The organism is Microvirga sp. 2MCAF38, from assembly GCF_052115485.1.
In the GTDB taxonomy this organism is placed as follows: domain Bacteria; phylum Pseudomonadota; class Alphaproteobacteria; order Rhizobiales; family Beijerinckiaceae; genus Microvirga.
On record NZ_JBFRGU010000004.1, the window covers coordinates 115,379 to 128,748 of the forward strand.

The following is a 13,370-nucleotide window of genomic DNA, read 5'->3' on the forward strand; positions in this document are numbered from 1 at the left end:
CGCGGTCCGAAAGCAGCACGATAGGGACTGCTCTGTTACGGCTTTATCAAACCCGGGGCAGGGCGAGGTCTTTGCTTCTCAGTCATCAAAACCTGTTAAGCTGCCGCGAGAGCAAGAAGCGGGAATCATGGACCACCTTGGGGCAATGCGCTCGTTCAGGCGCGTCATCGAACGGGAGAGTTTCAGCCGGGCGGCTGAGGAGCTCGGGTTGTCGTCAGCCGGTCTCGGCAAGCAGATCCGCTGGCTGGAAGAGAGGCTCGGAGTCGTCCTGATCCAGCGCACGACCCGGCGTATGGGGCTAACGGAGACGGGGCGGGCTTATTATGAGGAATGTTGCCGCCTTCTGGACGAGCTCGATGAGGTGGAGCATTCCATTACCGCTGGCGCGAAACAGGTCTCGGGCCGCTTACGGGTCAATGCTCCCCTGTCCTTCGGATTGACGGTTCTCTCGCCAGCCCTTCCCCATTTCATGGCGCGATATCCTGATCTGAAGATCGACTTGACCCTGAGCGATCGTCTACTCGATGTCGTGGCGGCCGGCTTCGATATCTCGATCCGTATACGGTCAGAGTTGACCGACTCGTCCCTGATCGCGCGCAAGCTCGGTGATGTGGAGCAGGTCATCTGCGCCGCTCCCGCCTATCTTGAAAAGCGGGGAGAGCCTCTCGCTCTCGATGACCTTCACCATCACGATTGTCTCGCCTACACCTTGGCCGACAATCCAGGTGCTTGGCATGTGAATAGTCCGAAGGGCGAGGCGAGCATTGCCATTCCCGCAAAGCTCTCCGCCAACAACAGTATCATCCTGCGCGACATGATCGTCGCCGGCATGGGTATCGGCGCGTTGCCCTCCTTTATTGCGAAGCCGGAAATCGGCCGTGGTGCACTCGTACCGGTCCTCGTCGATCACGCCTTCCCGCGGAGGCATGTCTATGCCGTCTACCCCACGACCCGCCATCTTCAGAGCAAGGTTCGTGTGTTCCTTGACTTCCTGACCGACACCTTTGAGGAACAACTCTAGAAGACTTTTCACCGCCAGCTAAAAGTCTTGTCGCCGAGGCGTGATTTATCACAGCCAGGCCCCGTGGTTCTCATCGCGCATCTGTGCAGTTGAGGATCCAACGATGGCAAGAATTCTCGTTCTTTACTATTCCACCTATGGCCACATTGAAATCATGGCATCCGCCGTTGCCGAGGGCGTTCGCTCCGTCAGTGGGGTCGAAGTCGTCGTTAAACGCGTTCCCGAGCTGATGCCGGATGAGGTCGCGCGCGCCGCAGGGGCGAAGATCGACCAGACTGCGCCGATTGCGTCTCCCAGTGAGTTGGCTGATTACGACGCTATCATCTTTGGCACGCCGACCCGCTTCGGCAACATGGCCGCTCAGATGCGGAACTTCCTCGATCAGACCGGTGGACTGTGGGCGAAAGGCGCGCTGGTCGGCAAGGTTGGATCCGTCTTCACGTCCTCCGCCAACCAACATGGTGGCCAGGAAAGCACCATCCTGTCCTTTCACACAACCCTGTTCCACCACGGCATGGTGGTCGTCGGCCTGCCTTACAGCTTCGCGGACCAGATGGGCGTTGAGGAAGTGAAGGGCGGCTCGCCCTATGGCGCGACCACGCTTACGGGCAATGATGGAGCGCGTCAGCCCAGCCAGATCGATCTTGCCGGCGCTCGCTTCCAAGGCAAGCACGTGGCGGAGATCGCCAAGAAGCTGCGGGCGCAGTGACGATGATGCGCCGCGTGTTGATCGGATGCCTTGCCCTTATGGCGGCTGCCTCAGCTGCCGCCGAGACAGGCAAAGGCAAAACCGTTCTCTACCGCAATGCCAAGGTGCTGACCGTCGACGCGGCGTTCAGCACCGCGCAGGCCTTGGCGGTGCGCGGCGACCGCATTCTCGCCGTCGGCTCCGATGCGGAGGTGGCGACGCTTGCCGGGTCCGATGTGGAGATCGTCGATCTCGAAGGCCGGACCGTCATTCCAGGGCTGATCGACAATCACGTCCATGTCATTCGCGCTGCGGCCACTTGGGCCGAGGAGGTTCGACTCGACGGTGCGAGCACCCGCGAAGAAGCGCTCGATCGCATTCGCCGCAAGGCGGCGGCCACGCCCAAGGGGCAATGGATCTACACGCAGGGCGGATTCACGGACGCGCAATTCGGCGACGGACGCGTGTTCAACCGCGCGGAGCTGGATGAGGCCGCCCCTCATCACCCGGTTTATCTCCAGCACATGTACAGCCACGCCTACATCAACCTGACGGCCGCGAAAGCCGCAGGGCTGATCGGGCCGGCGGGGCACATTCTGTCCGAGACTGGCGAAATGCCCATCGGTGGGGATGGTCTTCCGCTCGGCGCGGTGGCGGGCAGGGCGATGGACTTCGTTATGCGCAAGCTGCCGCCCAAGACACCCGAGAAATCGCTCGCGGGCGCGGAGGCTGTCATGCGCGATCACGCCGCCGCGGGTCTCACCTCCATCTTCGACATGGGCGGCTTCGGCATTCGGGATGAAGATTACACGCCCTTCGCCAAGCTCGCTGCCGCCGGTAAGCTTCCTATCCGTGTCTTTCACACCCGCTGGTTTCGCAATGATAACGGCACACGCGGCAAGGAGGCGTTCGAGCGTGAATTGCGCGAGATGAAGCCGCTCTCGGGCCCTGCGCATTTCTGACTGATCGGCGCGGGCGAATTGATCTACATGCCGGTCTTCGATTCCATCGGCCAGCCGGGGTCGCCGCTTCCCCTTCATCTCGACGAGTTCGAGAAGATCCTGCGCTCTCTGGCGAGGGGGGGATGGCCCATGCGCATCCACGCGGAAAGCGACGTGACCATCTCCCAGCACCTCGATCTCATCGAAAAGATTGCGAAGGATATGCCTGTCGCGCATCTGCGCTGGACCATCGAGCACGGCGACACGATCTCGGAAAACTCCCTCAAGCGCATGAAGCACCTAGGCATGATGGTGGCCCTGCACAGCCGCCCTGTGGTCTTCGGGCTTCGCCGCTTTCGCGCCTTGGGTGAGGAATCGCTCGGCATGCCGCCGCTCGATCTCGTTCGCGCCAGCGGAGTGCCGTGGGGCATCGGTTCCGATTCCGTCATGGCGAATGTCTACAATCCGTTCGTGACGCTCTGGTGGGCCGTCACCGGCAGGGCTCTCGACTGCGCTCTCGTCACTCGGCCACCACTGTCTCGCAAGGACGCCCTGATCGCTCACACCCGCTCGAACGCGTATCTGCTTTTTTCGGAAAACGAACTCGGTTCACTTGAGAAAGACAAACTTGCTGACTTCGTGGTGCTGTCCGAGGACTACATGAGCGTGCCGGAAGATAGCATTCGCCGCATTCAGGCGGTGATGACGGTGGTGGGCGGCAAGATCGTGCACGATGCCCGCACCTCTCGATAAGGACATGCGATGACCGCCACAGCTGCCACCATAACATCATCTTCGCCCAGCCGCTTGGGCGCCATCGCTTTGCTGGTTGCTACGGGCTGCATTTTCGGCGCGATGTTTCCCCTCGGCAAGATGGCCGAGCGGGCCAGTGTCGCGCCGCTGGCCTGGACGTTGTCGATGATGCTGGGCGGCGGCTTCACGCTGATTGCGTTTACTTTCTTGCGTAAGCAGAGTGTTCCCGTATCGCGCCAGCACTTTGCCTATTATGCGGGAGCGGGGCTGCTTTCGATGGGCTTTCCCAACTTCATCCTTTTCACGGTCATGCCGCATCTGGGCGTCGGGCTCTCGTCAGTCGTCTATACGCTGCCGCCGATCCTGACGCTTACTTTTGCGGCCGTCCTAGGCATGGAGAAGCCGGGCGCCCGGCGCAGTCTTGGAATCGCCGTAGGTTTTGCTGGCGCGGTGATGATCGTCAGTCAGCGCAGCAGCCTGCCGTCGCCCGATCACTACGGCTGGCTGCTCCTCGCGCTGGTCATTCCCGCCTCGGTGGCCGCTGGCAACATCTTTCGCACTCGCTTCTGGCCTGCGGGCTCATCGTCGCTGGCGCTCTCGGCCGGAACGATGCTGACAGGCAGCGTGTGGGTTCTGTTCGTTATCATCGTCAAGGGCCGCATCAGTGACATCGCAACGCTCGGCCAAGCACCCGCTCTCGCGCTTATTCAGGCAGCTTTGAACGCTCTCCAATTCCTGATGTTCATGCGTTTGCAGAAAGCGGCGGGTCCAGTTTACGTCAGCCAGGTCGGCTACGTGGCCACCGCTGCGGGCCTGGCCTCCGGCGCGCTCGTGTTCGGCGAAACCTACTCGCCGTGGATCTGGGCGGCGAGCATCACGATCGCGGTGGGAGTCCTCATCGTCAATTCGGCGCGGCGCGCCTGATCATCCTTTCGACAAGCCGGAGTTCGTCCATGTCTCAACTCGTCATCAAGATTGATTTCTACCATGATGTCGTGTGCGGGTGGTGCTTCGTCATCGCACCGCGCCTGCGCAAGCTCAGCCAAGAACTGCCGCTCGAAATCCGTCACCGCAGCTTCGTGCTGCAGGATTCGCGCGAGGAGATGGTGCGTGCCTGGGGTTCGCTGGAGCGCGCCAAGCGAGAGATCCTCGGCCATTGGGAGCGCTGCCGCGAGGCGGACGACGACAAGAGCCGGATCAATGTCGAAGGCATGTGGAAACAGACCTTCGAATATCCCTCCGGCATGATCGGCACGCTCGGTTGCAAGGCCGCCGAGATCCAGGGCGGGCAAGCCGCGCACTGGGACATGTTTGAGGCGGTTCAGCGGGCTCACCTGACCGAGAACCGCAATATCGGCGATGCGGGCGTGATCGTCGACGTGGCCCGAGAGGTCGGTCTCGACATGCCCCGCTTCGAGCGCGATCTCCACGGCACCTATACCCGGCAGAAGGTTGAAGAGGACAGGGCCAAGGCGCGAGGCCTCGGCATTCGCTCGATCCCTTCCGTGGTGATCGAGGAGGCAGGTGTCGTTCTGGGCACGGCGCCGACGGAGGTTTTGCGAAGCCAGCTCCTCGCCATTCTGGAGCGTCTGCGCGCTGTTGGCTCGGTTTCGGCTTAGATGTTCAGGAGGGCTGGGTTATGTTTTTGGTAAAAACAGCCGTGCTAGGCACATTGCTACTCTTGGCAGCCTGTTCGGCTCCCCGAGAACACCTTCAATATGAGAGGTCAACGAACTCTCGAATCGATCCGCCTCTGCCCATGCGGCCACCCCAAACTCCTCGACGATGGCCAGCCTATGGTGTCGATGAGTATGGGAAGGTTCTTTGCTGATGTTCTGAAAGAGGAAGGCCTGGTCGATTGCTGCCAGTATGCCGTTTCTTGTGGCTCGAAGGTGGTCCAACCGCTTCCAGTAAAAAGCTCATAAAATATTAATTTTACTGAATAATGGAGCGGATTGGTACAACTCTCTCCTGGGCGCCACAGACTTTTCAATTTCACAACCGGACTAGAACATTTGGCGCGGAAGAGAAGGGCGAAGTTCGACCTATATACGACCACGTTGACGTTTATTTCGGGCCGTCAGAGAATGCAATTTGCCGAAAAGCGCCGACATTTCGGGCACTTGCGGATTGGCCCTAAATCTAAATCTGAACTATATCAAGCGGTTAGACGGTGGCGGAGGGAGAGGGATTCGAACCCTCGATACGGTTGCCCGTATACACACTTTCCAGGCGTGCGCCTTCAACCACTCGGCCACCCCTCCTGCGTGAAACTCTGAAGCAGAGCTTCCGGCTCGAGGCAGATTCTGCCCGGCCGTATGTCGTGAGGCGTCCTGTATCTCTAAATTGATGCGAAATGCAAGTCGCTCGTGTCGGGAATGTGTGCCGGTTGTTTCGCCGCGCGATGGAGAAAAGGGAGGGTATTCAGATCGATCCCATCGCCTCGTGAGCATTTTATGGGGGAGTGAAACGAGAGCAAAAGAGAGTGAGTGCGACAGCCACCCGAGGTGGCGCGCCGGGGACGAGTACCGTCAAGGACAAAAACCGTCGGGGCGAGGGACATTCCCGCCTCAGCGTTTGCGTTTCCCGAATCCTTAACAACCGGCCCAGACGCATCGTGGCGAGTGACGCCCTAGGCAATCTTCGACCTTGTCATTCGAAGCAGGCGCACTATGGTCCCCTCTCTATTTGTAGGGGTCTGTCGTGAAGTTTTTGGCGCGTTTGTTAGGGCTGGTTCTCGTAGCCGGTGGCTTCATTGGACTTGTGGTCGACGGGACTCGTTCGATCGTCAACAATTCCTTGTCGTTCGCCACCATCCGCGAGGTGCTCGAGACGCTGTCCTCCCACGCGGTGACCCAATTGCAGGCGGCCGCGGGTCGTCTCGGCTATTCCTGGCTCTGGGATCCCGTCTTGGTCGATATCCTGCGCCTGCCGGCTTCTATCGTCGCTTTTCTGTTCGGGGTCGCGCTTCTCTGGATCGGTCAACACAAGCCTATTGAGCCCTTCGGCCATGTTGCGAGCCGCTAGTCGCTCACGGGGCGGTGAACGGGCCTCGCTGTTGAAGGGAAGAGCGCTTACATAAGGAAGCCAGCCAAGGAGCGCCTTATGTTCAATCTGCGCAAGCGACTCGATATTCCGACTTCGGCCGAAGCTTTGCCGGGGCGATCACAGCCCATTCCGACCGCGGAGCAGCATTTCGTCAACGGAAGACAACTCAAGGGACCGTATCCGGAGGGTTTCCAGACGGCGCTCTTCGGGCTTGGATGCTTCTGGGGTGCGGAAAGGAAGTTTTGGCAGTCGGGCGAGGGCATCTACGTGACGGCCGTCGGTTATGCCGCCGGCATCACGCCCAACCCGACTTACGAGGAGGTCTGCAGCGGGCTGACGGGCCACAATGAGGTCGTGCTCGTTGTGTTCGATCCGAAGGTGATTTCCTACGAGACTTTGTTGAAGATATTCTTCGAGAACCACGACCCGACGCAGGGCATGCGCCAGGGCAACGATGTCGGCACGCAGTACCGGTCGGGGATCTATGTCTTCAACGACGCGCAGCGCAAAGCCGCCGAAGCGGCGAGGGTGGCTTATGGCGATGCTCTGGCACGCAAGGGCTTCGGTGGGATCACGACTGAAATCCAGGACGCAGGTCCGTTCTATTTCGCCGAGGACTATCATCAGCAATATCTCGCGAAAAATCCGAACGGCTATTGCGGGTTGGGCGGCACAGGCGTGTCATGCCCCATCGGAGTCGGCGTCGCCGCTTCATAGGATGCAGGATGTCTTGCGCGCGCCCGCTCATCGTGACATCCCCCGCGTGGGTCGTCATTGAGAGCGGGTGCTATGATCGAGCGGGTTCTGGAACGGTTTCTTTTCGCAAGTCGCTGGCTTCTCGCGCCGTCCATCTGGTCTTCGTGGGGTCGGGCGTTATCCTGGCGCTCACCGATCGCATAGCCGAAGGAGCTCCCCATAAGGTGGCCAAGGACTAGCGTTGCCGCGTGGTCGCGTGCTTGACCCGTTGTCACGACACGGTAAGATTCGAGCGTCGGAAAAGGCGGGCCGGTTTGGTTAGCCCGGTCGTTCTCTTCGGAGAGCTCTGGCTGGCGCGTTGACGCCAAGTCCCATGACGGAAGCTCTGCCGCGTGGTGTCCAGGGCAACCTAGGGACGTGACAAATGCAACAACAGATTTCGGTCATCACACTTGGAGTCGGCGATCTTTCGCGGTCGCGGCGCTTCTATGTCGAGGGCTTTGGATGGAGCCCGGTATTCGAGAACCACGAAATCATCTTCTACCAGATGAATGGCCTCGTCCTCGGCACCTGGCTCGAGACAGCGCTTGCCACCGATATGCAACGGAAGGATCCGGTCAGGCCGGGCACTTTCGCTCTCGCTCACAACGTGCCCACACGCGAGGATGTGCAGGCGACGATTGATCACCTGTCGCGCTTCGGTGGGAAAATCCTGAGGGTAGAGGACGAGCCTCCCCATGGTGGATTTAGAGGCTACATTGCCGATCCCGATGAACACGCTTGGGAAATCGCGTGGAATCCGGCTTGGTCGATAGATCCGAACGGCCTGGTGACCTTCAGCCTCTAACGACCATCCGCGTCCGTTGTCTGTTTCGCAGATAGACAACGAACGCTATTCGATCGGGTTGTCTTTCGTTCTTTCGGTCTTCGCGACGATCAGGCTGGTAGGGATTTACGGCGCGAACAGCACTTGGCGGCATTCCGCGGGCAATTGCGCCAACGTGAGCGGTGGCCGGGGCTTTCCCGGTTTCGGGTGAAGCATCTCCGGCGTGAACCAGTTCGCGAGTTCCGCACCGCAACCATCGCCGGAAGGCGGCGGATCCTGATCCACACAGGCTGTATCGCCCGCAGGGCAGGCGAGGCGGATGTGGAAGTGATAGTTATGCCCCCATGTTGGGCGCACTTTCGTAAGCCACGCGCGATCTGCGCCCGCTTCGCGGCAGAGCGCGCGCTTGATCGCTGGGTTCACGAAGATTCGCGCTACGTCCTGTTCTCGCGCCACAGCGCGGAGCAAGGGCAAGTGCTGCGGCGTCCACGTCGTGGGATCGATATCGAGGAGGTCGGTACGCACCACGTCGGTCGCGGACGTCTCCTCCCTTTCAGGTCGAGAGAGACGGCGGTTCGGCATCGGTGTCAGCCAAACATCCGCATCGAGACCGAGTTGATGTGAAGCATGGCCCGTCAACATCGGGCCGCCGCGCGGCTGGGACATGTCTCCGATAAGAAGACCGGGCCAACCGTTGACCTGCGGTACCTGGCTTGCGAGGCGTGTGAGAAAGGCGACCAAGCGCGGATGGCCCCAGTTACGATTGCGCGACAGGCGCATCACCTGCCAGGTCGCACCGTCGATCGGCAGCGCGGTCGCACCGGCAACACAGCCGTGTGCATAGCCGCCGATGGAATTCGGGCTGAGCGTCGCCGGCGTGGTGCTGCGCCCGAACAGTTCCTTCGCGGCGAGTTTCGGGTCGTTCGGGTTCGAGATCGACGGTAAAGGCTTCGGATTGAGCGTTCCCTTGTCCTGTGCCGAAGTATGGCCGCCCAAGATGAGAGCGAGACCTAAAGTCATCCAACGAAGGGAAGTCATGAAGAATGATCTCCATTGTCGCGACCCGCATGACAGCATTCTCCTATAGCACGTGTGTGATCTGAAGCATGGGTTCGGCTTCCATCGCGGAATTCTCTCTCGCGAACCTTGGCCGGAACTCCTTTTTTCCCCTGTGCGTTTGCAAGGCAATCCAAAACGACAGGGAGAGAGACGATGCAGTCTACGTCACAAGGCGCAGGTACACCTGAGACCCATAGTCTCATTGCCAGCGACAAAGTCGAAGGAACACCGGTACGCCGCTCGGATGGCGAAAAGATCGGAACCATCGAGCGCGTCATGATCGACAAGCACGCTGGTAAGGTGGCCTATGCCATCATGAGCTTCGGGGGCTTCATGGGACTTGGCGAAGAGTACTACACGCTTCCTTGGGGCGTTTTGAAATACAACACCGAGCTCGATGCCTACGAGCTGAACCTGACCGAGGATCAACTGCGAGGCGCCCCACGCCGTACGTCGGAAGGGCAGGACGCTTCCTATAATCGCGAATGGGAAGAGCATGTGCACCGCTACTATAACGCCACGCCCTATTGGGGGGATGACGATCCGATGAGCCCGGGACGCTAGCGCATCAGGCAAGGTTTCGCCGTCGCCAAAGGCGTGGGGGCGCTAAACCGATTTCCGCTTTCGACGACGATGTCTTCTGGCATAAATAAAAACCGCCCGGCTCTCACCGGGCGGTTTTGTATGCAAACACCTCGCCTGAAGCAGGACTGCTTCGCGAGGCGCCGAGGAGCTTTCGATCAGCTCTTCTTCGAGCCCTTGCGTGCGCTGGAACGCTTCGCACCAACCTTACCGGACTTCTTGGTCGCAGAGGTACGGCTCGAGGCAGCAGCGGCGCGCTTCGTGGTCTTCTTGGCAGGAGACTTAGCCTTGGCAGCGCGGGTCTTCGAGGTTGCGCTCTTGACGGCTGCGCGGCTCGACGAGCGAGCGGCGGTCTTCTTGGTAGCCTTGGCAGCCGAACGGGCCTTGGTGGCGCCGCGCGTGGCCTTGGCGGCCGTCTTCTTCGCAGTGGTCTTCTTAGCTGCGGTCTTCTTGGCTGCGGTCTTCTTCGCGGTGCTCTTCTTAGCCGAGGAGCGAGCGGACTTCGCAGCGGTCTTCTTGGCGGAAGACTTCACAGCGCTCTTGCGGCTGCTGGTCTTCTTCGCAGCGGACTTCACCGCGGACTTCGCAACCGTCTTCTTCGCAGCGGTCTTCTTGGCGGTGGTCTTCTTCGCGGCGGTCTTCTTAGCCGTGGTCTTCTTAGAAGCCGTCTTCTTCGCGGCAGTCGACTTCTTTGCAGCCGACTTCACGGAAGACTTGGCAGCCGTTTTCTTGGCAGCGGTCTTCTTGGCGGTGGTCTTCTTAGCAGCGGTCTTCTTAGCAGCCGGCTTTGCGCTCTTGGCGGCGGTCTTCTTGGCCGTCGTCTTCTTCGCAGCAGGCTTGCGGGACGAGGACTTCGCCCCCTTCTTTCCGCTCTTCTTTTTGGCGGAGGTGCTGGTCGCACCAAAATCACCCGTGAACAGCTGTGTCAGCGGGTTCGTCTTATCATCTGTCGGCATGACAGCCTCCTTCAAGGGCCTTCGCGTGCAACCGTGACGCTTGCAAGGCAACGTCGTTATACCAAGCGGGTTCCGATTAACGGAAAGTGTAGAAAGTAGAAGAAGCACAATTCCTGTGGATACTTTTTGTTGATAGCGCATGCGGACTTGCACCAAAGATGCCGATGCTGAGTCGCGCGTGAGTCATCCTGAGTGTCTCAAAGTTGTCTTGAAAAGGCGCCTGTAGATGCCATTCAAACAGTAAAAAATACATCAAAAAAGTAAGCATTTTCAGTTAGTTGAAGTATAGGCGAAAAGCGCTGTTCTCATCGATGCAACGTGCATGGCGCACACGTTCGCGGCGCACCTGAGGAGAGGTTGATAGAGTGCGAAAAGTGCCGACAAATTTTTTTGGCCGGATGTGGAACGAGACGAGTCATTTCAGCCTCATTCGAGCTCATCTCAGCCTCTTCATCGATACAGGTCCGGCGAATCAATGTGCGATTTTCGTCGCGCATCGATGGGCGGGCATGCCGGTGAACGATGTCATCGAGACCGGATGCACCCTTCACGCGGCGCTCCCTTCCCGCTAATCCAGAGCAGCATCGAACCGCCAGGAATGCCGTGTCCCACCGCAATATCTTCGCCGTCGTATTTTGGATGACCGGCGCGCTCCTCTCCTTTTCCGCAACGGCGGTCGGTGTACGCGCTCTGTCCGGTAACTTTTCGGTGTTCGAAATCCTGTCGATGCGCAATGCGGCGGGTATTGCCATCCTGCTCGGCCTCGCATTGCTCAAGCCCGATTTGCGGGCGGGATTGAAGCCGCGACGTTTCAAGTTGCATCTCCTGCGCAACGTGATCCATTTCGCGGGCACCGATGCCTGGGCGTTCAGCCTCACGCTGCTTCCGCTCGCGACGGTGTTTGCGCTCGAGTTCACGTCACCTGCCTGGGTCGCACTACTGGCGATCCCGCTCCTGCATGAACGTTTGACACGGGGGCGTCTCGTTGCCGTCGTGCTTGGCTTCGCCGGTGTGCTGATCATCCTACGGCCCGGCGTCGAGACGCTGCAGCCGGCGAGCCTGCTCGTCCTTGCAGTCGCTTTCGCCTTCGCGCTCGTGGCTATCGTCACCAAGAAACTGACGGCGACCGAGAGCACCTTCTCGATCATCCTTTACATGAATCTGATCCAGCTCCCGCTCAATCTCGCCGGTGTCAGATCCCCGTTCTGGCAGCGGATCGAGCCCTCGCAGGCGCTGCCTCTTGCGAGCGTCTGCCTCGGTGGGTTGCTTTCACACTATTGCCTCACCAACGCCTACCGCCATGGCGACGCCACAATGGTGGTGCCCCTCGATTTCCTGCGGATCCCGCTGATCGCGTTTGTCGGCTGGCAGCTTTATGGCGAGGCTCTCGATCCGTTCGTATTCCTTGGAAGCGGCTGCATTATTGTCGGTCTGCTCTACTCTCTGCGCCGGGAGGCGAAAGCAGCATGAGTTGGTCCGCGCAACAGGATGCCGCGCTCAAAGCCGTCGCGGAGTGGCTGCGCCAGGGCGACCGTCCGGTCTTCCGGCTTTTCGGCTATGCCGGCACCGGCAAGACGACGCTCGCGCGTCATATCGCCGAGGGTGTCGATGGGGATGTCGCTTTCGGCGCCTATACCGGAAAGGCGGCGCTCGTTCTGCGGAGCAAGGGGTGCGAAAACGCCTCCACGATTCACTCGCTCATTTATCGCTCCCGCGAGTCGGATGAGGGCGGGCCGCAATTCGTCCTCAACCGGCAAAGCGCGGCGGCGAAGGCGGATCTCATCATTATCGATGAGTGCTCGATGGTGGACGAAGAGCTCGGTCGTGACCTTCTCTCTTTCGGGCAACCCGTCCTCGTCCTCGGCGATCCGGCGCAATTGCCGCCCGTGAAAGGTGGTGGCTTCTTCACCGAGGCTGAACCTGACGTGATGCTCACCGATGTCCATCGTCAGGCGCAGGACAACCCGATCATTCACCTCTCCATGAAGGTGCGCGAGGGAGGGCGATTGGAGCCGGGCGTCTTCGGCGAAAGCCGCGTGATCCGCCGCAGTGAGATCGATGCCGGCATGGTCATGGGGGCGGATCAGGTTCTGGTCGGTCTCAATAAGACGCGCCGTCTTTATAATACGCGCCTGCGCGAGCTGAACGGCTATCGCGATCCGATGCCGGCGGCGGGCGAGAAGCTCGTGTGCCTGCGCAACGACAAGGCCAAGGGGCTTCTCAACGGCGGGACCTGGACCATCCACGCGCTTCGCGGCATCCGCAATGACTTCATCCGCATGGACGTGGTGGCCGACGATGACGGTCGCAAACCTGTCGAGGTGGCGGTGCACAAGGCCTTCTTTGAGGGCGGCGAAGAGGACCTCGCCTACGCGCTCCGCCGCGAGTCGGACGAGTTCACCTTCGGTTACGCGCTCACGGTCCACAAGGCGCAAGGTTCGCAGTGGGACGATCTGATGCTTTTCGATGAATCGTATGCCTTCCGAGAGCACCGCAGCCGGTGGCTTTACACCGGCCTCACGCGCGCAGCGAAGACAGTCACCGTGGTCCAGTAGGGAAATCGCTGCAACGTCTCCTGCTGGGCCGCAAACGTCAGGAGGGCCGTAAGGATCGAACCGCCTCCGCCAACGAGATCGAGCCCGACGATCATGCCGAAGTCCCTCGTCGCCGTCGGTACGAAGAGAGATGCCGTCCGTGATCTTCTTATGCGGAAGTCGCCCGGCGATTCCAGGGCGCGAACGAGAGCAGGCGCGCCATGGCGCAGGTTCCGCTGACGCCCGCGAACACGAGAACTCTCAGA

14 protein-coding genes and 1 tRNA gene are annotated in these 13,370 nt (G+C 60.2%); 12 read left to right on the plus strand and 3 right to left on the minus strand.

The window, feature by feature from the left end; all coding sequences use genetic code 11:
- The first annotated feature begins 127 nt into the window (after window positions 1-127).
- From AB4072_RS09515 to AB4072_RS09540, 6 genes are all read left to right on the plus strand, one after another.
- Window positions 128-1,021 carry a LysR family transcriptional regulator gene (locus AB4072_RS09515; RefSeq protein ID WP_441967470.1) on the plus strand — a complete coding sequence of 298 codons (894 nt, stop codon included), beginning with the start codon at window positions 128-130 and terminating at the stop codon, window positions 1,019-1,021.
- Window positions 1,022-1,124: 103 nt separating this feature from the next.
- A complete protein-coding gene (wrbA, locus tag AB4072_RS09520) occupies window positions 1,125-1,730 on the plus strand; it encodes an NAD(P)H:quinone oxidoreductase (protein WP_441967472.1) in 606 nt (201 codons plus the stop codon).
- Window positions 1,731-1,732: 2 nt separating this feature from the next.
- A complete protein-coding gene (locus tag AB4072_RS09525; RefSeq protein ID WP_441967473.1) occupies window positions 1,733-2,671 on the plus strand; it encodes an amidohydrolase family protein in 939 nt (312 codons plus the stop codon).
- A gap of 27 nt (window positions 2,672-2,698) precedes the next feature.
- Window positions 2,699-3,403: an amidohydrolase family protein gene (locus AB4072_RS09530; protein WP_441967475.1), complete on the plus strand. Its 705-nt coding sequence runs from the start codon at window positions 2,699-2,701 to the stop codon at window positions 3,401-3,403.
- Between the two features lie 9 nt (window positions 3,404-3,412).
- Window positions 3,413-4,327: a DMT family transporter gene (locus AB4072_RS09535; protein ID WP_441967477.1), complete on the plus strand. Its 915-nt coding sequence runs from the start codon at window positions 3,413-3,415 to the stop codon at window positions 4,325-4,327.
- 29 nt (window positions 4,328-4,356) lie between these two features.
- Complete coding sequence (locus AB4072_RS09540; protein ID WP_441967479.1) at window positions 4,357-5,022, plus strand: DsbA family oxidoreductase; 666 nt, start codon at window positions 4,357-4,359, stop codon at window positions 5,020-5,022.
- 555 nt (window positions 5,023-5,577) lie between these two features.
- Here AB4072_RS09540 and AB4072_RS09545 read toward each other — a convergent pair.
- Window positions 5,578-5,667: transfer RNA gene (locus AB4072_RS09545), tRNA-Ser, on the minus strand.
- 439 nt (window positions 5,668-6,106) lie between these two features.
- On the opposite strand from AB4072_RS09545, the gene AB4072_RS09550 reads away from it, so the two are divergent.
- From AB4072_RS09550 to AB4072_RS09560, 3 genes are all read left to right on the plus strand, one after another.
- Window positions 6,107-6,430: a PetM family of cytochrome b6f complex subunit 7 gene (locus AB4072_RS09550; RefSeq protein ID WP_441967481.1), complete on the plus strand. Its 324-nt coding sequence runs from the start codon at window positions 6,107-6,109 to the stop codon at window positions 6,428-6,430.
- A gap of 78 nt (window positions 6,431-6,508) precedes the next feature.
- Entirely contained in the window at window positions 6,509-7,168 is a 660-nt protein-coding gene (msrA, locus tag AB4072_RS09555) for a peptide-methionine (S)-S-oxide reductase MsrA (RefSeq protein ID WP_441967483.1), read from the plus strand.
- A gap of 403 nt (window positions 7,169-7,571) precedes the next feature.
- Window positions 7,572-7,994, plus strand: a complete 423-nt coding sequence (locus AB4072_RS09560; protein WP_441967485.1) for a VOC family protein — start codon at window positions 7,572-7,574, stop codon at window positions 7,992-7,994.
- A 105-nt stretch (window positions 7,995-8,099) separates the two neighbouring features.
- Here AB4072_RS09560 and mepA read toward each other — a convergent pair whose 3' ends face one another.
- Entirely contained in the window at window positions 8,100-9,011 is a 912-nt protein-coding gene (gene mepA / locus AB4072_RS09565) for a penicillin-insensitive murein endopeptidase (RefSeq protein ID WP_441967487.1), read from the minus strand.
- Window positions 9,012-9,185: 174 nt separating this feature from the next.
- Here mepA and AB4072_RS09570 point away from each other — a divergent pair, with 174 nt between their 5' ends.
- Window positions 9,186-9,596 (plus strand): PRC-barrel domain-containing protein, encoded by a 411-nt coding sequence (locus AB4072_RS09570; RefSeq protein ID WP_441967489.1) that lies wholly within the window; start codon window positions 9,186-9,188, stop codon window positions 9,594-9,596.
- Window positions 9,597-9,772: 176 nt separating this feature from the next.
- Here the strand turns inward: AB4072_RS09570 and AB4072_RS09575 are convergent, their stop codons facing one another.
- Window positions 9,773-10,570, minus strand: coding sequence for a histone H1-like repetitive region-containing protein (locus AB4072_RS09575; RefSeq protein WP_441967491.1), 798 nt, complete (start codon window positions 10,568-10,570; stop codon window positions 9,773-9,775).
- Window positions 10,571-11,173: 603 nt separating this feature from the next.
- Between AB4072_RS09575 and AB4072_RS09580 the strand changes: the two genes are divergently transcribed.
- The gene (locus AB4072_RS09580; protein WP_441967493.1) at window positions 11,174-12,040 is read left to right on the plus strand and encodes a DMT family transporter; all 867 of its coding nucleotides are present in this window, start codon (window positions 11,174-11,176) and stop codon (window positions 12,038-12,040) included.
- A complete protein-coding gene (locus tag AB4072_RS09585) occupies window positions 12,037-13,125 on the plus strand; it encodes an ATP-dependent DNA helicase (RefSeq protein ID WP_441967495.1) in 1,089 nt (362 codons plus the stop codon). Before AB4072_RS09580 ends, AB4072_RS09585 begins: the two co-directional genes overlap by 4 nt.
- Window positions 13,126-13,370: the final 245 nt, after the last annotated feature.

Bases quoted from the DNA above. Each gene is read 5' to 3' on its own strand.
- AB4072_RS09515 (WP_441967470.1), top strand. From the start codon at position 128: ATGGACCACCTTGGGGCAATGCGCTCGTTCAGGCGCGTCATCGAACGG.
- wrbA (WP_441967472.1), top strand. From the start codon at position 1,125: ATGGCAAGAATTCTCGTTCTTTACTATTCCACCTATGGCCACATTGAA.
- AB4072_RS09525 (WP_441967473.1), top strand. From the start codon at position 1,733: ATGATGCGCCGCGTGTTGATCGGATGCCTTGCCCTTATGGCGGCTGCC.
- AB4072_RS09530 (WP_441967475.1), top strand. From the start codon at position 2,699: ATGCCGGTCTTCGATTCCATCGGCCAGCCGGGGTCGCCGCTTCCCCTT.
- AB4072_RS09535 (WP_441967477.1), top strand. From the start codon at position 3,413: ATGACCGCCACAGCTGCCACCATAACATCATCTTCGCCCAGCCGCTTG.
- AB4072_RS09540 (WP_441967479.1), top strand. From the start codon at position 4,357: ATGTCTCAACTCGTCATCAAGATTGATTTCTACCATGATGTCGTGTGC.
- msrA (WP_441967483.1), top strand. From the start codon at position 6,509: ATGTTCAATCTGCGCAAGCGACTCGATATTCCGACTTCGGCCGAAGCT.
- AB4072_RS09560 (WP_441967485.1), top strand. From the start codon at position 7,572: ATGCAACAACAGATTTCGGTCATCACACTTGGAGTCGGCGATCTTTCG.
- mepA (WP_441967487.1), bottom strand. From the start codon at position 9,011: ATGACTTCCCTTCGTTGGATGACTTTAGGTCTCGCTCTCATCTTGGGC.
- AB4072_RS09570 (WP_441967489.1), top strand. From the start codon at position 9,186: ATGCAGTCTACGTCACAAGGCGCAGGTACACCTGAGACCCATAGTCTC.
- AB4072_RS09575 (WP_441967491.1), bottom strand. From the start codon at position 10,570: ATGCCGACAGATGATAAGACGAACCCGCTGACACAGCTGTTCACGGGT.
- AB4072_RS09585 (WP_441967495.1), top strand. From the start codon at position 12,037: ATGAGTTGGTCCGCGCAACAGGATGCCGCGCTCAAAGCCGTCGCGGAG.